Raw genomic sequence first — 19580 nt, forward strand, 5'->3', positions numbered from 1 at the left:
CGGGAGGTCGCCGGCGGCGGGGCCGTCGTCCCCTTCCGGGGTCCGGTACCGCGTCCGCGACCGGTCCGCCCTCAGGACCGGCGGTGGAAGCGGCGGTGCAGGTCGCGCACCTGCTCGGCGAGTTCCGGGAACGGACCCTCCACCTCGGCGCCGGGGACGACCTCCCGGATCGGCAGGGTCCGCACCGCAGGCGCGGGGACCCCCAGTTCGGCGAGCCAGGTGGCGAGCTGCCCGGAGGAGCTCGCGTAGACGATGCGGCCCAGGCCGACCCAGCCGTGCGCGGCGGCGCACATCGGGCAGTGCTCACCGGAGGTGAAGACGGTCGCCGCAGCGCGTTCCGCGGGGGTGAGGTTCGCCGCGGCCCAGCGGGCCAGCTCGAACTCCGGGTGACGGGTGGAGTCGCCGGTGGCGACCCGGTTGTGGTCCTCGGCGAGGACGGTCCCGTCCGCGGCGACCAGCACGGAGCCGAACGGCTCGTCGCCCGCCTCCAGCGCCTCGGCCGCCAGCTCCACGCAGCGGCGCAGGTGCCGCAGTTCGGTCTCGGTCGCCACGGCAGCCTCCCAGAGCGTGATCTCCCCTCGCCATGGTAGGCCCCGGGACTCCATCGACTGCCTGGCGACATGAGATCGACTGCCGGGTGACATGAGGTTTTTTACCAAAGAGGGCAGGATCGTGAGTGGTATGCCCGTAAGGGTAGGTATGCGCTGCCCGAGCGCCGGGAGGCGCGCCGGATACGGAGAGTAAGGCAGCCGCCATGATCGTCAGCCGGTCGTCCGCCTCGGCCGAGGAGCAACAGGGAGCCGATCCGCGCCGGTGGAAGGCGCTGAGCGTCTGCCTGGTGGCCGGCTTCATGACGCTGCTGGACGTGAGCATCGTCAACGTGGCGCTGCCCGCGATCCGCACCGGCCTCGCGGCCCCGCAGAGCACCCTGCAGTGGGTGGTGTCCGGGTACGCGCTCGCCTTCGGGCTGGTGCTGGTCCCCGCCGGGCGGTTCGGCGACGTGTACGGGCGGCGCACCGTGTTCGTCTTCGGTGTGGCGCTCTTCACCCTGGCCAGCGCGGCGGCCGGGATCGCCGCGGACTCCGCCTGGCTGGTCGCCGCGCGTCTCGTCCAGGGAGTGGCGGGCGGGGTGATCAATCCGCAGGTCAGCGGGCTGATCCAGCAGTTGTTCCGCGGCGCGGAGCGGGGGCGGGCGTTCGGGCTGCTGGGTGCCACCATCGGCGTCTCGACCGCGATCGGCCCGCTGCTCGGCGGGCTGCTCATCCACCTGGGCGGCGGGCACGACGGCTGGCGCCTGGTCTTCTACGTCAACGTGCCGGTGGGGATCCTGGCCGTCGTGCTGGCGTACCGCTACATCGGGGGCGGGCGGGCGTCGCGGGCACAGCCCCGGGAGGACGCCGCGGAGGGCTCCCGGGAGAAGCACCCGCGTGAGGACTCGCGCGCGGGCACCCGGGGAAGCCGCCTGCGCCGGAGCATGGACCCGGTGGGCGTGCTGCTGCTCGGCACGGGGCTCGTGCTGGTGCTCCTGCCGTTCGTCGAGGGGCAGCAGTGGCACGGTCCCGGCAGGTGGCTGCTCGCGCTCGCCGGGCTCACCGTGATCGGCGTCTTCACCGCCTGGGAGCGTCGGTACGGGCGGCACGCCCAGCCGGTCGTCGACCTGTCACTGTTCCGGCGCCGCTCGTACGCGCTCGGCACCCTGCTCGCGGCCCTCTACTTCGCGGGATTCACCGCGATCTTCTTCATCCTGACCCTGTACCTGCAGAACGGCCTGGGCTACTCGGCTCTGGAGGCGGGCCTGGCGACCACCCCGTTCGCGGCGGGGTCGGCCGCGGCCTCCGTGCTGGGCGGCCGGATCGTCACCCGGCTCGGCCGGCCGCTGGTGGTGGGGGGACTGCTGCTGGTCGGGGTCGCACTCGGCGTCACCGCGCTCGCCACCTGGCTGGTCCCCGGCGAGCACGTGGCCTGGGCGACCGCGGTGCCGTTGCTCCTCGCGGGCCTGGGCAGCGGCCTGGTGATCTCTCCGAACCAGACGCTGACCCTGTCCGAGGTGCCGGTGGCCATGGCGGGTGCCGCGGGCGGTGTGCTGCAGACCGGGCAGCGGGTCGGCGCCGCCGTCGGCATCGCGGCGATCGGCTCGGTGTTCTTCGCCGGGGTCGCCTCCTCCCACGGCGACCACGCGACGGCGTTCCGGCACGCGCTGCTGGTCACGATCGCCTTCGTGCTGGCCGCGCTGGCCGTGGCCCTCGCCGACGTGGTCGCCGCCCGCCGGGCCTCTCACCGGGTCCCTCCTGCGGAGGAGGCGGCTACGTCCGGGAGTCCTCCAGCACGGTGAAGGTGATGCCGGCGCGCCGGAGGCGCCCGATGAGCGCCTCACCCATCGCCACGGCCGTGGTGACCTGGCCAAAGACGGCGGGCAGGTCGTCGGTGGCCAGGCTGAGCGCTGACTCGCCGAGCATCTTGGCGGTCTCGCCGTAGCCGGGGTCTCCCCCGGTGACCTCGGTGACGACGCGCTCGCCGCCGCCGACGCCGAGGAAGGTGACCTTGAACCAGCTTCTGGCACGCCGCTCGGCATCGGGCCCGCCGCCCGGCGCGAACCGGCTCAGCAGCAGGGACCGGGCCGCGGGGACGTGCGCGAGCGCGGTGAGCGCGCCGGCGCCGGCGACCAGCCCCAGCGCTCCGGCCAGGTGCCGGACGGCGACGTGGTGCCGGTAGGTGAAGTCGGGGCCGTAGCGTTCCAGGGCGGCGGCCGAGCGGGCCACGATCTGCGGGTCGAGCGTGGGCAGCGGCAGTGCCCAGCCGCCGACGTACCGGACCCGGCCGGGCAGACCGCGCACCCTCCTGCCTTTGGGCCGTTCCTCGACGGCGTGCCGGACCCGCGCCGCCTCGGCCGTCCGGCGGAACCGGGAGACGGCCGAGACGGCCGAGTGCACGGTGCCGCCTGAGGGAGCCCCGGACACCCGCACGAACCCGCTCACCTCCAGGGGCACCCCCTCGGGCAGGTGCTTGACGGTGAAGTAGGCCCCGAGGTCGTGCGGGACGGAGTCGAACCCGCAGGCGTGCACGAGCTTGGCCCCCCTCCGCCGGGCCCGGTCGTGGTACTTGACGAACATGCGGTCGACGAACTCCGGTTCGCCGGTGATGTCGGCGTAGTGGGTGCCGGCGTCGGCGCAGGCGGCCACGAGCGGCTCGCCGTGGGCGACGAAGGGGCCCACGGTGGTCGCCACGACCCGGGCCTGCCGGGCGATCTCCGCCAGGGAGGCGGGGTCGGCGGCGTCGGCGTGCAGCAACGGCAGGCCGGGCAGGCCGATCCGGTCCCTGACGCCCGCCAGTTTGGCGCGGTTGCGACCGGCCAGGGCCCAGCGCAGGCCCGGTCCGGCGGTGCGCGCGAGATACTCGGCGGTGAGCGCGCCGGTGAAGCCGGTGGCGCCGAACAGCACGATGTCGTACGGACGGTCGTCAGGCACGTGAGGCATGGGCTGAGACTTCCCTCTCCGGGCTCCGGACGCAAGCCTCTTCCGATCCGGATGCGAGCCCTCGGAGGTGAGCCTCCCCCTGTCTCGGTTCCGCACCCGAACCTCCCAAAACGATTAGTTGGTAGGTTCTTAGGAGAAAGCACAAGTATGCGCACATGGAGGATCGGCACGGTGGAGGTCGAGCAGACGGCACTGCCCGGGATAGGACTGCGGCACGAGTTCACCACGCGGTCCGGCAGGCGGCTGGGGATCGTCTCCCACCGGACGGGGCGGCGCGACCTGGTGATCTACGATCCGGACGATCCGGACCGCGCCTGTGAGACCGTCAAGCTGAACGACGAGGAGGCCGACGCGCTCGCCGAGCTCCTCGGCGCGCCGCGCATCGTCCAGCGCCTGAACGCCCTGCACCGGGAAGTCGAGGGCCTGGTCAGCCTACAGCTGCCGATCACGCCCGGAACCCCCTACGCCGGTCGCCCGATGAGCGAGGCCCGGGTGCGCACCCGTACCGGCGCCTCCATCGTCGCGGTGGTGCGCGAGGGACAGGTGTTCGCCAGCCCGGCCCCGGACTTCGTGTTCGCCGCCGGTGACGTGGTGGTCGTGGTGGGCAGCCCGGAGAGCACCTCGGCGGTCGCCGACATCCTGGCCCACGGGTAGGGCATCGGGTGCACACCGCGATTCTCTTCCTGGAACTCGGTGCTGTCCTCCTCGGGCTGGGCGTCCTCGGCGCTCTGGCCCTGCGGGTCGGCATCTCCCCCATCCCCCTCTACCTCATCGCCGGGCTGGCCTTCGGCACCGGCGGCATCCTCCCCCTCGCCACCAGTGAGGAGTTCATCTCGGTCGGCGCCGAGCTGGGCGTCATCCTGCTGCTGCTCACCCTCGGCCTGGAGTACAACGCCGACGAGCTCGTGACGAGCCTGAAGGGCAACGCCGTCGCGGGCGTCGTCGACCTGGTGCTCAACGCGGCGCCCGGCGCCATCGCGGCGCTGCTGCTGGGCTGGGGGCCGGTGGCGGCCATCGCCATGGCCGGCGTCACCTACGCCACCTCCTCCGGCATCACCGCCAAGGTGTTGTCGGACCTGGGGTGGATCGGTAACCGCGAGACCCCTGTGGTGCTGTCGCTGCTGGTCTTCGAGGACCTGACCATGGCGATCTACCTGCCGATCCTGACCGCGGTACTGGCCGGGGTGAGCTTCGCGGGCGGCGCCGTCACCGTGGCGATCGCGCTGGCCACGGTCAGCGTCGTGCTGCTGGTGGCGCTGCGCTACGGCAGGTTCATCGAGGCGTTCGTCTCCAGCCCCAACTCCGAGGTGCTGCTGCTGAAGGTCGTCGGCCTCGCCCTGCTGGTCGCCGGGGTGGCCCAGCAGCTCCAGGTCTCGGCCGCGGTCGGTGCCTTCCTGGTCGGCATCGCGCTCTCCGGCGAGCTGGCCGAGGATGCCCAGGCGTTGCTGGCCCCGATCCGCGACCTGTTCGCGGCGGTGTTCTTCGTCTTCTTCGGCCTGCAGACCGACCCCGCCAAGATCGGTCCGGTCGCCGGGCTGGCCGCGCTGCTCGCGCTGGTCAGCATGGTGACCAAGCTGCTCACCGGCGCCTACGCGGCGCGCAGGGCGGGTATCGCCAGGGCCGGTCAGGCGCGGGCGGGCATCGCGCTCATCCCCCGCGGTGAGTTCAACATCGTGATCGCCGGTCTGGCGGTGGCCGCCGGCGCCCATCCCGACCTGGGTCCGCTGGCCGCGGCGTACGTCCTGATCCTGGCGGCGTTCGGGCCGCTGGCGGCCCGTCTGGTCCAGCCGTTCATCACCGCGATCGCCAAGCGCGCCTGACGCGCACGCGAGTCCCGTCGCACCGGGGCCGCCGAACGCCGTACACCGGCGCACGGCGGCCCCACGTGCGTGACGGCCCCACGCCGCGTGACGGCCCCACGTACGGCGGCTCAGCGCACATGAGGGCCCCGCGCGCGGCGGCCGGAGGTCTCCCGCGGGCCGCGGTCGCGTCAGAGGGTCTCGTCGAGGGAGGCGATCATCCGGCGCAGGACGCGTTGCAGGTCGAGGGCCTCCTCGACACTGAGGCCGGCCGCGATGAAGATCCGCTCCGGGACGTCGCACGCCCGCTGCCGCATCTCCTCCCCCCGGGGCGTCAGGTGCACCAGCACCGACCGTTCGTCGGCGGCGCTGCGCTCGCGGCGCACCAGACCGGCCGCCTCCACCCTCTTCAGCAGCGGCGACAGGGTGCCGGAGTCGAGCCTGAGCTCCGCGCCGAGTTCTTTGACGGTCACCGGCCCGCGCTCCCACAGGACCATCATCACCAGGTACTGCGGGTAGGTCAGGCCCAGCTCGTTCAGCACCCTGCGGTAGACAGCGTCCAGGGCCCGCGACGCGGCGTGCACGTCGAAGCAGACCAGCCGGTCCAGCGTCATCTCCATGCTCCGCAGTATACGTTCTTGACTTCAGGCAACTTAGTTGTGCACAATCAAATTGTATTCAATTGAAAGGAAGATCAATGAGCGCCATCTACACCGCCATCGCCACCGCCTCGGGACGCGACGGGCGAGCCGTCAGCTCCGACAAGCGGCTCGACGTGACGCTCGCCGCGCCGACGGAGCTCGGCGGTTCCGGTGAGGGCACCAACCCCGAGCAGCTCTTCGCGGCCGGTTACGCCGCCTGCTTCGCCAGCGCGCTCCAGCTGGTCGCCCGGCGGGCCGAGACCGATGTCTCGGACGCCTCGGTGACCGCGGAGGTGGGCCTGATCTCCAAGGACGCGGCCTTCGGCCTGGAGGTGACGCTCCGCGTCGAACTGCCCGACCACCTGCACGGCGAGAGCGGCACCGCCCTGGTGGAGGCGGCCCACCAGGTCTGCCCCTACTCCAACGCCACCCGCGGGAACATCCCGGTCAACCTGGTCGTCGAGTAGCCCCCTCGGTCGGCGCCCGCGGGGGCGGCTCAGCCGACGTGGACCAGGGGGCGGCGGGCCGCGTCGGGCTCGGCCTGGCGCAGCACCTCGCGGGTGAGCGGCGGGATGTCGCCGCCCCCCAGGACCAGGTAGCGCAGCAGCGCGCCGATCGGGTTGCCCTCGGCGGCCCAGTGGAAGTACACGTGCGGCATCCTGCCGGTCTCGTCGCGCAGGTAGAGCAGCAGCGCCGCGATCGCGTTGGCGATGGTGGAGCTCTCCATGCGCAGGATGCGGAAGCCGTGGCGTTCCTCGCCGACGACGCGCAGCTCCGAGGCGAACTCGGAGGCGTCCGGGACGGTGACCTCCAGGAACAGCGGGCCTTCGTTGCTGCGCAGCCGGTGCAGCTCCCACGCCTCGCGCGCCTTGTCGACGTACTCCTTGCAGTCACGCGCGTTCGGCTTGTTGGCGATGAGGTGGATCTCGCCGGTCTCGTTGAGGTAGCGGCGGGCCTGGTCGTCCAGGGAGACGCTGGTGACGCGCAGTTCGGTGGAGCGGGTGGCGCGGGAGATCAGCGAGGTGACGACGATGCCCAGGGCGAAGAAGGCGGCGATCACCAGACCGTCGGGCCGTTCGATGATGTTGGCCACGGTGGCGTAGGCGAAGACGACGGTGACCAGCCCGAACGGGACGGCGGCCCGGATGCGGCCGTCCTTCCAGGCCGACAGGGTGACGGCGACCGCGGCCGACAGGATCAGCGCCAGCACACCGGTCGCGTACGCCCCGCCCTGGGCCTCCACGTCCGCGTCGAAGACCAGCGTGATGAGGAAGGAGACCGCGGTGAAGATCAACACCATCGGCCGGGTGGCGCGCGACCAGTCCGGGGCCATGCCGTAGCGGGGCAGGTAGCGCGGCACGATGTTGAGCAGCCCGGCCAGCGCCGAGGCTCCCGCGAACCACAGGATCGCGATCGTGGACAGGTCGTAGGCGGTGCCGAACCAGTCGCCCAGGTAGGCGTGGGCCAGGTAGGCCAGGGCTCGCCCGTTGGCCTTGCCGCCCTCGGCGAACTCCTCGGCGGGGATCAGCACGGTGGTGGCGAAGCTGGAGCTGATCAGGAAGACGCTCATGATGAGCGCCGCGGTGGTCAGCAGCTTCTTCGCCCCGCCGATCCGCCGGGGCAGGTCTCCCTTGACCAGCGGCATGACCGCCACCCCGGTCTCGAACCCCGACAGACCCAGTGCGAGCTTGGGCATCACGTACAGGGAGACCGCGATCATCGCGACCGGGCTGGAGTACTCGGCCGTCAGCGCGGCCCGCCAGTCGCCGACCAGGCCGGGCGAGGCCAGGACGCGTTGCAGGGCGGTGGCCACCACGACCACGTTCAGCACCAGGTAGACCGCCACCAGCACGACCGCGATGGAGATCGCCTCACTGAACCCGGCCAGGAACACCCCGCCCAGGGCCGCGATCAGCACCAGCGTCACCGGGACCTGCCAGTCGGCGAGGAACGCCGGCACGAACGGATTGTGCAGCAGGTGGGCGGTGGCGTCGGCGGCCGACAGGGTGATCGTCACGATGAACGCGGTGGCCACGAACCCGAGCAGGAACAGCACCAGCAGCTTGCCGCGCCAGCCGGGCAGCAGCCGCTCCAGCATCGACAGCGAGCCCAGCCCGTTGGGGCTCTGCTCGGCGACCGCCCGGTACGTCGGCAACGCCCCGAACAGGGTCAGCGCCACCAGCAGCAGCGTCGCGACGGGGCTGAGCGTCCCGGCGGCCAGCGCGGCGATGCCCGGCTGGTAGCCCAGGGTGGAGAAGTAGTCCACCCCGGTCAGGCACATCACCTTCCACCAGGGGTGCTGGTGTCCCGGCACCTCCCCGTGGTGCGGCCCGGTGGTCTTGGCGTCCGAACGCGGCATGCCGTGCAGCAGCCACCGCCGAACCCCCGATTCGCTCCGCTGCGGAGCCGATGTGCTCACCCGATCCATCCCCTGCGACGCGCTGTCGTTACCCGCCCCCTACCGGCACCTCCCCGTGGCGGCCGGCGGGTGCCGTCCCGGCCACGCGCCCGTGGCACGGGCCATGGCACGGTCACGGCACGGATACGGGGCGACCGCGCGTCCGGTGGAGACGCGCCGCCCCGGGTCTCGGACCCTCATGCGGGGGCGGTCCGGCTTCTCGATCCTTGCGCATGAATCAGGACAACGGCATACGGAAGGGCGTAGGAAACCCGTCAAGAAACTCGGCACGTCACGCGGCGCGTGACCGGCCGTAGCCTGGGTGCCGTAAGAAGTCGGTGCCGACGTACCGGAACCCGGCCTGGCGTCCGGCGGTCCCGGCAGCGGTGGCGGGAAGGGGGATCTGCATGCCACGCGGGAAGCTCCGCGTCTACCTGGGTGCGGCCCCGGGCGTCGGCAAGACCTTCGCGATGCTCAGCGAGGGCCGCCGGGGCCTGGAACGCGGCCGGGACGTGGTCGCGGGTCTCGTCGAGCCCCACGGCCGCACCCGCACCGCGGAGTTGCTCGACGGCATGGAGGTGCTCCCCCGCAGGACACCGGCCCACCGGGGAGGCGCCGGCACCGAGCTGGACGTCGAGGCGGTCATCGCGCGCCGCCCCGGGGTCGTGCTGATCGACGAGCTGGCGCACACCAACGCGCCCGGGTCGAGGAACGCCAAGCGCTGGCAGGACATCGAGGAGATCCTCGACGCGGGCATCGACGTCGTCTCCACCGTCAACGTCCAGCATCTGGAGTCGGTCGGCGACGTCGTCCGGCGGATCACCGGCGTCCCGGAGCGGGAGACCGTACCGGACGAGGTGGTCCGCCGGGCCGACCAGGTGGAGCTGGTCGACATGTCGCCGGAGGCCCTGCGCAGGAGGCTGGCGCACGGCAACGTCTACCCGCCGGAGAAGATCGACGCCGCCCTGTCGAACTACTTCCGGGCGGGCAACCTGACGGCGCTGCGCGAACTGGCCCTGCTGTGGGTGGCCGACCGGGTCGACGAACAGCTCGGCCGGTACCGGGCCGACCACGGCATCGAGGGGACCTGGGAGGCGCGTGAGCGCGTGGTGGTCGCGCTGACCGGCGGCCTCGAAGGCGACACCCTGGTGCGGCGGGCCGCGCGGATCGCCGCCCGCTCCAGAGGCGCCGACCTGCTGGCCGTCCACGTGACCACCGGCGACGGCCTGAGAACCGGTGCGGACCCGGCCAGCCTGACACGTCAGCGCACGCTGGTGGAGAACCTGGGCGGCACCTACCACCAGGTCGTCGGTGACGACGTCCCGCGCGCGCTGCTCGACTTCGCCCGCGGGGTCAACGCCACCCAGCTGGTGCTGGGCGCCTCCCGGCGGGGCCGGTTCGCGCAGGTCGTCTCCCGTGGCGTGGGCGTCACCGTCACGGCGCTGTCCGGGCCCATCGACGTCCACATGGTCACTCACGAGGGGGCTGGCGCAGGCGCGCCGCGTCCGCCGGCCCCCCGTACCGCCCTCACCCGCACCCGGCGGCTGGCCGGGTGGGCGCTGACCGTTCTCGGGCTGCCCGCGCTCACCGTGGCGCTCATCCCGCTGCGGCGGACGCTGGCGTTGTCCAGCGACATCCTGCTGTTCCTGCTGCTGGTCGTCGGCGTCGCCCTGGTGGGCGGCATGTGGCCCGCGATCACCGCGGCGGTGGGCGGATTCCTGCTGCTCACCTGGTTCTTCACCCCGCCGCTGCACACCTGGTCCATCGCCCCCTCACAGAACCTGCTCGCGCTGCTCGTCTTCGTCCTGGTCGCGGTCGCGGTCAGCACGGTCGTCGACGTGGCGGCCCGCCGCACCAGGCAGGCCGCCGCCGCGAGCGCGGACGCCGAGGTGCTGTCGACCCTCGCCGGTCACGTGCTGCGCGGCCAGGCCGCACTGCCGTCCCTGCTGGCCCGGCTGCGGGAGACGTTCGCCCTGACCTCGGTCACCCTGCTGGAACGCCGTCCCGGGGTCGAGCCGCGGCCGGGGGACCTCGGCGACCCGGAGTCGTGGCGCATCGTCGCCACCGCGGGCGGGGCCCCCTGCACCTGCCCGGGGGCGGCGGACACCGGGCTGACCGTCGACGACAACCTGGTGCTCGCCCTGCGCGGGCGCCTGATCGAGGCGTCCGGCCGCCGGGTGCTGGAGGCGTTCGCCGCCGAGACGGCCGTGGTGCTCCGGCAGCGGCGGCTGGCCGAGCAGGCCGAGCGGACCAGGCCGCTGGCCGAGGCCGACCGCATGCGCACCGCCCTGCTCAACGCCGTCAGTCACGACCTGCGCAGCCCGCTGGCCTCGGCCAGGGCCGCCGTGGAGAGCCTGGCGAACGACGAGGTGCGGTGGAGCGAGGAGGACCGTGCCGAACTGCTGTCCATGGCCGGGGAGTCCCTGGTCAAGCTGGACCGCCTGGTCGCCAACCTGCTGGACATGAGCCGCCTGCAGGCGGGCGTCCTCGGCCTCAGCGCGCACCCGGTGGCGCTGGAGGAGGTCGTGCCCCGGGCGGTGGACGACCTGGGCCCGTTGCGCGACCGCGTCGAGAGCGGCGTCTCCGCCGAACTGCCCGAGGTCGTCGCCGACCCGGCCCTGCTGGAGCGCGTCCTGGTCAATGTGATGTCCAACGCCGTACGCCACAGTCCTCCGGGGAGGAAGGTCCTGATCACCGCGAGCCACCACGGCGAGCACGTCGAGATCCGCGTCGCCGACCGCGGTCCCGGCATCCCGCCGGCCGACCACGAGCGCGTCTTCCTGCCCTTCCAGCGGCTGGGCGACCGCGACACCCACACCGGCGTCGGGCTCGGGCTGGCGCTGTCGCGCGGGCTGACCGAGGCCATGGGGGGTACGCTCGTTCCCGACGAGACGCCCGGCGGCGGCCTCACCATGGTCCTCACCCTTCCCGCCGTCCCACCTCCGGACGGCGCCCCTCCCCCGGACGCCCTCCCCTCCCGCGACCCCCACCCGGACGCCCTCCCCTCCGGTCCCTCCGGCGACCCCCGCCCGGACGCCCTTCCCTCCGGCGCGGACGCACCGGACGCCCCTGCCGAGGAGCACACGTGACACGCGTTCTCGTCGTCGACGACGAACCCCAGATCCTCCGCGCGCTGCGGATCAACCTTCTCGCCCGCGACTACGAGGTGGCGGTCGCCGCCGACGGGGGGTCGGCGCTGCGCCAGGCCGCCGACTGGCACCCCGACCTGGTCATCCTCGACCTGGGCCTGCCCGACCTCGACGGGGTGGACGTCATCCGCGGCCTGCGCGGCTGGACCGCCGTCCCGATCATCGTGCTGTCCGGGCGGACGGACAGCACCGACAAGGTCGGCGCGCTGGACGCCGGGGCGGACGACTACGTCACCAAGCCCTTCGGCGTCGACGAACTGCTCGCCCGCGTCCGCGCCGTCACCCGCCGCACCGCGTCCCAGGAGGCGGAACCCACCCTGGTCCGCGTCGGCGGCCTCGAGGTCGACCTCGTCGGCAAGACCGTCTCCGACGGCACCAGACTGACCCGCACCGAGTGGCACCTGCTGGAGATCCTGCTGCGCAACCCCGGCAAGCTCATCACCCAGCGGCAGCTGCTGACCACGGTGTGGGGTGAGGCGTATCTCAAGGAGACCCACTACCTGCGCCAGTACATGGTCCAGCTGCGCAGGAAGCTGGAGCCCGACCCCGCCAACCCGGTCCATCTGCTCACCGAACCGGGCATGGGGTACCGGTTCCAGCCCCGGCCGGGGTCCGCGAACCCGTGACCCCGCCGATGCCCGGCCCCGGGCCGGTGTCCGCCCGTTCCCGCTCCGGTCCCGTACAGACGCCCACCGTTCCGGCCCCGCGCAGGGTCCGCTCCGGTCATGCGCGGGTGCCCGCCGCGGTTCCGTCCCGTTCCCGCCGGGGCACACCGCGGCGACCGTCGCAGGGCCACGCGCTCAGGCGTCGTACGGCGGGGCCGTCGACCGGCGGACGATCAGCTCGATGGGGCCGTCCAGGACCTCCTCGACGCTCTCGTCCGGCCTGAGGCCGCCGAGCAGGGCCACCCCCCTCCTGCCGAGCTCCTCCAGGGGCATCCGGACGCTGGTGAGGGGCGGGGCCAGGTAGCTGGCGAGGTCGAGATCGTGCACGGCGACCATGGAGATCTGGCGGGGGATCTCCAGCCCGGCCGCCCGGACCGTGTCCATCGCGCCGATGGCGGAGGCGACGTTGGCGACGAAGACCGCGGTGGGCGGTTCGGGGGCGGCGAGCAGCGCGGCCATCGCGGCGGCGCCGCCCGCGGGGGTGTAGTCGGCCGCGACGACCGGGCCGACGGGCAGGCCCGCGTCGCGCATCGCCGCGGAGTACCCCGCCGAGCGGCGCAGCGCGGTGTCGGCGCCGACGGGCCCGGCGAGATGGGCGACGCGCCGGTGCCCGAGCCCCACCAGGTGCTCGACGGCGAGCCTGGCCGCGCGCTCGTCGTCGAGGATCACGTAACGCTTGACCGAGGGGCTCCTGCGGTTGAGCATGACCCACGGCACGGTGGTCCGGTCGAGCTGCTCGATCAGCCCGGCCTCGTCCTCGGCCCCGGCCAGGAGCAGGCCGTCGATGCGGCCCTGCCCGAGCAGGTCCATGTAGCCGCCGAGACCCGCCCCGGTGGAGCTGCCGGTGACGAGCACGTAGCCGAGCGCCGCGGCGGCGGCCTCGGCACCCTTGATGATCTCCGCGTAGACGGGGTTGGCGAAGTCGGGGATGAACAGGCCGAACATGTGAGCGCGGGCCGTGCGCAGGCTCCGCGCCGCCACGTTGGGCCGGTACCCGAGTTCGGCGACCGCGGCGAGGACCCGCTGCCTGGTCTCGGGCCGGATGTTCAGCGAGGGGTCGTTGTTGACGACGCGCGACACCACGGCCCGGTCGACCTTGGCCGCCGCCGCGACGTGGGCCAGGGTGACGCGGACCGGCCTGCCCCCGGTCGCCTGCCGGGTCATCCCTCCCCCAGCCGTGAACTCTCCCCGGTCTCCATGGAACGGTAGAGAGCGTGGAGCAGGGCGAGGGTGCCGAGGTTGTCGGCGCCCGACGTCTCCGGCTCTCCACCCTCGGCGACCGCCGCGAGCAGGGACCCCATGGGGCCGGCGACCGCGTCGGGCAGCCAGCGGGTGGTCACCGGGTAGGGCAGCCAGCCGTCGGTCGGCAGGGTGCGGCTGTTGACCTGGAGGGTGTCGGGGCGGCCGTGCGGGTAGTCGTACAGCAGGCCGAGGGTGCCCTTGATCGCCCCCTCCGTCCCGTCGATCCGGAAGGCGGCCTCGTAGTCGCCGGTGCGGTTCTCGTGCGTCACGTGGACCAGCGCCCGCACGTCGCCCGGGTAGACCAGGGTGCTCATGGTGCGGGTCTCCCCCTTGGGGAGCTGGCCGGGCGTGCGGCTGCCGGTGCAGAAGACGGTCACCGGGTCGCCGAGGATCGACCGGATCGCGTCCAGGTAGTGGATCGAGTGGTAGACGATCTCCAGGCGGTCGGTGGAGACCAGCCAGTCCCAGGCGCTCCAGTCGGTGGCGATGTTCACGGTGAACGTCATCGTCGTCGGCTCACCGATCCAGCCGGCCCGGACCATGGCGCGGGCGGCGGCGATGCCCTCGTCGAAGCGGAGCTGCTGGTTGACGGCGATCTTCAGCCCGTGGGCGGCGGCCAGCTCGACCAGCTCGCGGCCGGTCGCGACGTCGGGGGCGAAGGGCTTCTGGCACAGCACGTGCCGGCCGGCCGCGAGGACCTCCCGCGCGATTCCGGGCTGGGCCTGCGGCGCGACGGCGATGTCGACCACGGCGACCCGGTCGTCGGCGAGCAGCTCCGCGAGGGAGCCGTACACCCTCCCGACGCCGTGCCGGGCGGCCACCTCACGTGCCCGCCCTTCGTCCAGGTCGTACAGCCCGGCGACGTGGAGCCCGGCCGCGCGGTAGGCGGGCAGGTGGGCGACGTCGACGATGGCGCCCGCCCCGACCACCGCGATCGGGAGCCGGTGCTCCGCGGGGATGGTCAGGTCGGCGGCGGCGGCGATCGGAGCGAGCAGGTCGAGCACGGGTCAGACCTCGATCCCGTAGAAGCGGGCGGCGGTGCCGCCGAGGATCGCGGCCCGGTCGGCCTCGCCGAGGCCCGCCAGCAGCACCCCGGTCTCCTTCCACACCTTGGCGTAGTCGCCCGCGAGGATCGCCACCGGCCAGTCGCTGCCGAACATCAGCCGGTCGGGACCGAAGACCTCCAGCGCGTGCTCGACGTACGGCCGCAGGTCCTCGGCGGTCCAGGTGCCGGGGTCGGCGGCGGTGTTGAGGCCGGAGAGCTTGGCGTGGACGTTGGGGTGCTCGGCGGCGCGGGCGATCAGCGACGCCCACGGCTCCCACCCCCTCTCCCTGATCGGCGGCTTGGCCAGGTGGTCGATCACCAGTCGCAGGCCGGGCACGCGCTCGGCGAGGACGGGCACGTGCTCCAGGTGCCGGGGCAGCACCGCGACCACGTCGAAGGGCAGCCCCGCCTCGGCGAGCAGGCCGAGGCCCTCGATCACCGAGTCCTGGACCACCCAGTCGGGGTCGGGGTCGTCGTGGATGAGGTGCCTGACCCCGGCGAAGGCGGGGTGCCGCCGGTAGCGTTCCAGGGCCTCGGCGGCCTCGGCCGGGCGGTTCAGCGGCACCCAGCCGACCACGGCGGCGACGACGTCGTAGGTGTCGGCCTGCGCCAGCATCGCGTCGGTGTCGGCGTAGGTGTCGGCGGCCTGGACCAGCACGGTCCGCTCGACGCCGGCCGCGGCGAGCTGCGGGAGGAGCTCCTCGGGCTCGAAGGTGCGGTGGATGGGCCCGGCCTCGGGCGTCAGCCAGGGGTAGGAACCCGTCTGGAGGTTCCAGAAATGCTGGTGGGCGTCGATCACGGCCATCCGCGCCTCCTTCTTCGATCAATCGTTTGAGCCTGCACAAACTAGGACGACCCCGCGGGGGTGTCAACGCCGCCGGCGGCCCGCTCCGGCCCTGGTGGAGCGCGACCGGCCGGGTCAGCGTGACGGCGGCTGGACCAGCTCCAGGGTGATCTCGTCGGGGTCGAGGAAGTAGCAGGCGAAGCCGCCCGCGTTGATCCCGGCGGTGATCTCGTTGGGCGGCGAGACGAAGCGCACCCCGGCCGCCGTCAGCCTCGCGTGCTCGGCGCGCGCGTCCTCGACGGTGAGCGCCAGGTGGGCGGCGCCCGGCAGGTGCCGGGAGGGGTCGCGGGCCTCGCCGCGCGGGACGACGTACTCGACGAGCTCCAGGTCGTGGGTGGAGACCCCGCGCGGCTGGCCGGGTACGGCGAGCTGCGCGATGCGCAGGACGGCGTCGGGGTAGCCGACGAGCCTGCGGGTGTAGTCGTTGTCCTGGTCCTGCCGGTGCACGAGCGTGAAGCCGAGCAGGTCCCGGTAGAAGGCCACGGACCGGTCGAGGTCGGCGACGGTGAAGGAGAAGTGCCAGACGCCTCTCATCGCAGTGCCTCCTGCTTTCCCGCCTGCTCCGGTTCCGGCGCCGCCTGCGGCGGCTGGGGTGTCTGTGACTCGCGCACCCGGCGGACCTGCCGTTGCCGGCCGGCGATGGTGTAGATGGCGGCGGCCACGATGACCACGGTGCCGACGATCAGGCCCTGGTAGTTGGCGCCAAGGTTGAGCACGTTGAACCCGTTGTCCAGGGTGAACAGGATGAGCGCGCCGACGACGGACTTCAGCACGCTGCCGAGACCGCCGAACAGGGATGTGCCGCCGAGGATGGCGGCGGCGAGCACGGTCAGCTCGGTGCCCTGCAGGCCGGTCGGGTTGATGGCGAGCAGCTTGGCGGCGAACAGCACGCCGACGAAGCCGGAGCCGAGGCCGTTGAGCACGAACGCGCCGATCTTGTAGCGGTCGACGTTGATGCCGGCCAGGCGGGCGGCCTCCGCGTTGCTGCCGACCGCGTACAGGCGGCGGCCGATCACGGTGTAGCGCAGCACGGCCCAGGTGATCGCGACGATCACCAGCAGGTAGTAGGTGGGCTTGCTCAGCCGCAGCTCGAAGCCGAGCACGGGGCTGAGCGCGAGGAGGACCACGCCGGCCGCCGCGACGACGGCGCCGCGCAGCGGGCTGCCGCCGGACCGGCGGGCCAGCAGGGCGAGCACGGCCCCGGTGACCAGGGCGGCCACCCCGGCGACCGCCAGGATGTGCGGGATCGTCCAGTAGCCGGCCTGCAGCGCGATCAGCGCCTGCTGGGCCTCGGGGTCCTTGGCGGTGATCGTGCGGCCGTCGGTGACGATGAGCACCAGGCCGCGCACGGCCGTCATGGTGCCCAAGGTGACGATGAAGGCGTTGATGCCGACCCGCTGGACGATCACGCCGTTGACCGCGCCGCACACCAGGCCGGCGCCCAGCGCGATCGCCATGGCCAGCGGCAGCCCGAGCGAGCTGACCAGGCTGAGCACGGTGGCCGCGGAGAAGGCGGAGACCGAGGCGACCGACAGGTCGAAGTTCCCGCTGATCAGCACCACCGTGGTGAACACCGCGAGGATGGCCACCAGCGACGACTGGTCGAGGATGTTGGTGATGTTGGTCGCGGACAGGTAGTTCGGCCTGCCCAGCTGGGCCGAGAGCAGCGTCAGCACGGTGACGATCAGTATGAGGGCGTAGACCACGCCCGCGTTGCCGGGCCGCAGCGCGGCGGTCAGCCGCGAGCGCCGCGCGGCCGCGGCGCCGGCACCGGCGGGTGTCCGGGCGGCCGGGGCGCCGGTGGCGGGGTTCTCAGGCGGCACCCTGCGCACCTCCCTCGCCGAATCCGTTGGCCAGCATCAGCAGTTCCTCCTCGGATGTCTCGTGCGCCGGTCGTTCGGCGACGATCCGGCCCTCGCGGACGACGAACACTCGGGTCGCCACCGCGAGGATCTCCTCGAACTCGCTGCTCGCCACGAGCACGGCGCCGCCCTGGGCGGCGAACCGGCGGACGAGTTCGAGGATGTCGGCCTTGGCGCCGACGTCGACCCCGGCCGTGGGCTCGTCGAGCATGAAGACCCGGGTCCCGCCGTGCAGCCACTTGCCGAAGACGACCTTCTGCGCGTTGCCGCCGGACAGTTCGGTGACCATGGCCTCGGGGCCGGGGCAGACGATGCCGAGGTCGGCGATGACCCGTTCGGCGCGCTCGGCCTCGGCGCGTTCCCTCGGCAGGGCCCGGCCCGACGCCAGGGACGGCAGGTCGGGCAGGGAGATGTTCTTCCAGATGGGGAAGGTGCCGATCAGGCCCTGGGCGTTGCGGTCCTCGGGGACCAGGGCCATCCCGGCGGCGACCGCGGCGCGGGGGGTGCGCCGTACCGCCTCGCCGTCGACCAGCACCTCGCCCCGGGCGCGGGCGTCGGCGCCGTAGACCGCGTGCAGGATCTCCGAACGGCCGGAGCCGAGCAGGCCGGCGAAGCCGACGACCTCGCCGGCGCGCACCTCGAAGGAGACGTCCCGCACGCCCGCCGGGGAGCGCAGGTCCCGCACGGTGAGCAGCACGGGGGCGGCGGCGTCGACCGGCGGGGCCGTGCGGCGCTCCACGGCGAGCAGGTCCCGGCCGACGATCGCCTGCACCAGGCGGTCCTCGTCGTAGGAGGCCGTCTCCCCCTCCTCGACGACCGTGCCGTCGCGCAGGACGGTCACCCGGTCGGTGAGGGAGAGCACCTCGTCGAGGAAGTGCGAGACGTACAGGAACGCGGTGCCCTGCGCGCTGAGCCGCCTGACCACGTCGAAGACGACCCGGCGCTCGCCCTCGGCGAGGGAGGCGGTCGGCTCGTCCATCACGACGAGTTCGGCGCCGGTGGCCAGGGCCTGGAGGATGGCGACCATCTGCCGTTCGCCGATGGCCAGGTCCATCACCTCGGCGTCGGGGTCGATGTCGTAGTTGACGCGCTCCAGCAGCCGGGCGAACTCGGCGCGGCGTGCGCGCGGCAGCCGCCACGGGCCCCGGGAGCCGAGGAAGACGTTCTCCAGCACGGTGAGGGTCGGCGCGAGCGGCACGTGCTGCATGATCGTCGCCACGCCCGCGTCGCGGGCGGCCCCGGGGGTCCGCCAGACGACCTCCTCGCCCTTCCACCGCACGGTGCCGGTCGTCGGCGCGTGCGCTCCGGCGATGACCTTGATCATCGTGGACTTCCCGGCGCCGTTGGCGCCCACCAGGCCGTGCACGCTGCCGGGCAGCACGTTCAACCGCGCACCCCGGAGGGCGACGGTGCCGTTGGGGAACGACTTGCCGACGCCTTCCAGGGAGAGCAGCGGGGTGGTCACCATTGCGGGGTGCACTCGGTGACGTTCTCCTTCGTGATCGACGGGGTGTCGTAGGTCACAAAGGCGGCGTCCTGCTTCTGCTCGCCGGTCAGGTGCTTGTAGAGGGTGGTGAGGGCGAGCTTGCCGAGGTCCTCGGGCTTGAAGCAGACCGTGCCGGCCACGTCGCCCGCGTTGATCGCGTCGATGCCGAGCTTGCTGCCCCCGATGCCGATGACCTTGGCCTTGGAGCCGGCGGCCTTGACGGCCTTGGCGCAGCCGACCGACATGTCGTCGGACTGGGCGTAGAACAGCTCCACTCCGGGGTTGGACGCCAGCATGTTCTGGCAGGCCGACTGGGCCTTGTCCTGCACCCAGTCGCCGGGCTGCCTGGCCACGACCTCGAACTTCGCCCCCTTGGCCTCGGCCGACTTGGGGAACTCCTGCCAGCGGTTGACGACCTCGGCGAAGCCGGCCGCACCCTCCACGATGGCGATCTTGCCGCCGCCGGGCAGGACCTGGGCGGCGATCTCGCCGGCCTTGCCGCCGGCGGCGTACTCGTCCTGGGTGACCAGGGCGACCAGCCCGGGGTAGACGTCCTTGAGCTGGCGGGTCTTGGGGTCTCCGACCTGGGAGGCCACCGCGACGGTGGGGATGCCCGCGGCCTTGAGCTTGTCGGCCAGGCCCTGCGCGACGCCGGAGTCGACCGGCAGGATCAGCACGCCGTCCGGCTGCTGGGCCATCAGGTCCTGGACGTCGTTGCTCTGCTTGTCGGCCTTGCCCTGCGCGTCCAGCTCGACGATCGTGACGCCGAGCTTGGCGGCCTCGTCCTTGATGCCCTTGCCGATGGCGGCGGGGAAGGGGAAGCTCAGCCCGAGGTTGGAGACACCGATCGTGTACTGCTTCTTCCCGCTCTCCTGCGCGGCGCCGTCGGTGCCGGCGGAGCCGGTGGAGCTCGCGCAGGCGGTCGCGCCGACTGCGAGGGCAGCCATCGCGAAGATTGCCTTCTTCATTGTTTCTC

Annotated in this window: 17 protein-coding genes; 6 read left to right on the forward strand and 11 right to left on the reverse strand. The window is 73.0% G+C overall.

Features of this window, described 5'->3' with window-relative positions:
- Positions 1 to 71: 71 nt before the first annotated feature.
- Complete coding sequence (locus F4562_RS03780; RefSeq protein ID WP_311734176.1) at positions 72 to 551, reverse strand: nucleoside deaminase; 480 nt, start codon at positions 549 to 551, stop codon at positions 72 to 74.
- A gap of 203 nt (positions 552 to 754) precedes the next feature.
- Between F4562_RS03780 and F4562_RS03785 the strand changes: the two genes are divergently transcribed.
- Positions 755 to 2332 carry an MFS transporter gene (locus F4562_RS03785; RefSeq protein ID WP_184545267.1) on the forward strand — a complete coding sequence of 526 codons (1578 nt, stop codon included), beginning with the start codon at positions 755 to 757 and terminating at the stop codon, positions 2330 to 2332.
- Here F4562_RS03785 and F4562_RS03790 read toward each other — a convergent pair.
- Positions 2304 to 3464, reverse strand: coding sequence for a saccharopine dehydrogenase family protein (locus F4562_RS03790; protein ID WP_311734177.1), 1161 nt, complete (start codon positions 3462 to 3464; stop codon positions 2304 to 2306). The two genes, F4562_RS03785 and F4562_RS03790, sit on opposite strands and share 29 nt — an antisense overlap.
- Before the next feature lie 156 nt (positions 3465 to 3620).
- On the opposite strand from F4562_RS03790, the gene F4562_RS03795 reads away from it, so the two are divergent.
- Positions 3621 to 4127 carry a cation:proton antiporter regulatory subunit gene (locus F4562_RS03795; RefSeq protein WP_221207576.1) on the forward strand — a complete coding sequence of 169 codons (507 nt, stop codon included), beginning with the start codon at positions 3621 to 3623 and terminating at the stop codon, positions 4125 to 4127.
- Positions 4128 to 4135: 8 nt separating this feature from the next.
- Complete coding sequence (locus F4562_RS03800; protein ID WP_184545271.1) at positions 4136 to 5293, forward strand: cation:proton antiporter; 1158 nt, start codon at positions 4136 to 4138, stop codon at positions 5291 to 5293.
- A gap of 170 nt (positions 5294 to 5463) precedes the next feature.
- On the opposite strand, the gene F4562_RS03805 is transcribed toward F4562_RS03800, so the two are convergent.
- Positions 5464 to 5892 carry a MarR family winged helix-turn-helix transcriptional regulator gene (locus tag F4562_RS03805; protein WP_246473345.1) on the reverse strand — a complete coding sequence of 143 codons (429 nt, stop codon included), beginning with the start codon at positions 5890 to 5892 and terminating at the stop codon, positions 5464 to 5466.
- A 77-nt stretch (positions 5893 to 5969) separates the two neighbouring features.
- Between F4562_RS03805 and F4562_RS03810 the strand changes: the two genes are divergently transcribed.
- Positions 5970 to 6380: an organic hydroperoxide resistance protein gene (locus tag F4562_RS03810; protein WP_184545273.1), complete on the forward strand. Its 411-nt coding sequence runs from the start codon at positions 5970 to 5972 to the stop codon at positions 6378 to 6380.
- A 29-nt stretch (positions 6381 to 6409) separates the two neighbouring features.
- On the opposite strand, the gene F4562_RS03815 is transcribed toward F4562_RS03810, so the two are convergent.
- On the reverse strand, positions 6410 to 8332 hold the full coding sequence (locus F4562_RS03815; RefSeq protein WP_311734178.1) for an APC family permease: 1923 nt from the start codon (positions 8330 to 8332) through the stop codon (positions 6410 to 6412).
- Positions 8333 to 8718: 386 nt separating this feature from the next.
- Between F4562_RS03815 and F4562_RS03820 the strand changes: the two genes are divergently transcribed.
- Positions 8719 to 11400 carry a sensor histidine kinase gene (locus F4562_RS03820; protein ID WP_184545277.1) on the forward strand — a complete coding sequence of 894 codons (2682 nt, stop codon included), beginning with the start codon at positions 8719 to 8721 and terminating at the stop codon, positions 11398 to 11400.
- Positions 11397 to 12086, forward strand: a complete 690-nt coding sequence (locus F4562_RS03825) for a response regulator (protein ID WP_184545279.1) — start codon at positions 11397 to 11399, stop codon at positions 12084 to 12086. Before F4562_RS03820 ends, F4562_RS03825 begins: the two co-directional genes overlap by 4 nt.
- Positions 12087 to 12260: 174 nt before the next feature.
- Here F4562_RS03825 and F4562_RS03830 read toward each other — a convergent pair whose 3' ends face one another.
- The 7 genes from F4562_RS03830 to F4562_RS03860 all read right to left on the reverse strand — a co-directional run bounded on the left by F4562_RS03830 (position 12261) and on the right by F4562_RS03860 (position 19572).
- Complete coding sequence (locus F4562_RS03830) at positions 12261 to 13289, reverse strand: LacI family DNA-binding transcriptional regulator (protein ID WP_184545281.1); 1029 nt, start codon at positions 13287 to 13289, stop codon at positions 12261 to 12263.
- Positions 13286 to 14371: a Gfo/Idh/MocA family protein gene (locus F4562_RS03835; protein WP_184545283.1), complete on the reverse strand. Its 1086-nt coding sequence runs from the start codon at positions 14369 to 14371 to the stop codon at positions 13286 to 13288. The genes F4562_RS03830 and F4562_RS03835 overlap by 4 nt, the downstream gene beginning before the upstream one ends.
- A gap of 3 nt (positions 14372 to 14374) precedes the next feature.
- Positions 14375 to 15217, reverse strand: a complete 843-nt coding sequence (locus F4562_RS03840; protein WP_184545285.1) for an amidohydrolase family protein — start codon at positions 15215 to 15217, stop codon at positions 14375 to 14377.
- Positions 15218 to 15331: 114 nt separating this feature from the next.
- A complete protein-coding gene (locus tag F4562_RS03845) occupies positions 15332 to 15790 on the reverse strand; it encodes a VOC family protein (RefSeq protein WP_184545286.1) in 459 nt (152 codons plus the stop codon).
- Positions 15787 to 17079, reverse strand: coding sequence for an ABC transporter permease (locus F4562_RS03850; RefSeq protein ID WP_221207577.1), 1293 nt, complete (start codon positions 17077 to 17079; stop codon positions 15787 to 15789). Before F4562_RS03850 ends, F4562_RS03845 begins: the two co-directional genes overlap by 4 nt.
- The gene (locus F4562_RS03855) at positions 17069 to 18598 is read right to left on the reverse strand and encodes a sugar ABC transporter ATP-binding protein (protein ID WP_221207578.1); all 1530 of its coding nucleotides are present in this window, start codon (positions 18596 to 18598) and stop codon (positions 17069 to 17071) included. The genes F4562_RS03850 and F4562_RS03855 overlap by 11 nt, the downstream gene beginning before the upstream one ends.
- Positions 18580 to 19572, reverse strand: coding sequence for a sugar ABC transporter substrate-binding protein (locus F4562_RS03860; protein WP_184545288.1), 993 nt, complete (start codon positions 19570 to 19572; stop codon positions 18580 to 18582). Before F4562_RS03860 ends, F4562_RS03855 begins: the two co-directional genes overlap by 19 nt.
- Positions 19573 to 19580 lie beyond the last annotated feature (8 nt).

This window comes from Streptosporangium becharense, from assembly GCF_014204985.1.
GTDB lineage: Bacteria > Actinomycetota > Actinomycetes > Streptosporangiales > Streptosporangiaceae > Streptosporangium > Streptosporangium becharense.

Excerpts from the sequence above, each read along its gene's own strand:
- F4562_RS03785 (WP_184545267.1), top strand. The coding sequence starts at position 755 with ATGATCGTCAGCCGGTCGTCCGCCTCGGCCGAGGAGCAACAGGGAGCC.
- F4562_RS03805 (WP_246473345.1), bottom strand. The coding sequence starts at position 5,892 with ATGGAGATGACGCTGGACCGGCTGGTCTGCTTCGACGTGCACGCCGCG.
- F4562_RS03840 (WP_184545285.1), bottom strand. The coding sequence starts at position 15,217 with ATGGCCGTGATCGACGCCCACCAGCATTTCTGGAACCTCCAGACGGGT.
- F4562_RS03830 (WP_184545281.1), bottom strand. The coding sequence starts at position 13,289 with ATGACCCGGCAGGCGACCGGGGGCAGGCCGGTCCGCGTCACCCTGGCC.
- F4562_RS03845 (WP_184545286.1), bottom strand. The coding sequence starts at position 15,790 with ATGAGAGGCGTCTGGCACTTCTCCTTCACCGTCGCCGACCTCGACCGG.
- F4562_RS03860 (WP_184545288.1), bottom strand. The coding sequence starts at position 19,572 with ATGAAGAAGGCAATCTTCGCGATGGCTGCCCTCGCAGTCGGCGCGACC.
- F4562_RS03795 (WP_221207576.1), top strand. The coding sequence starts at position 3,621 with ATGCGCACATGGAGGATCGGCACGGTGGAGGTCGAGCAGACGGCACTG.
- F4562_RS03820 (WP_184545277.1), top strand. The coding sequence starts at position 8,719 with ATGCCACGCGGGAAGCTCCGCGTCTACCTGGGTGCGGCCCCGGGCGTC.
- F4562_RS03810 (WP_184545273.1), top strand. The coding sequence starts at position 5,970 with ATGAGCGCCATCTACACCGCCATCGCCACCGCCTCGGGACGCGACGGG.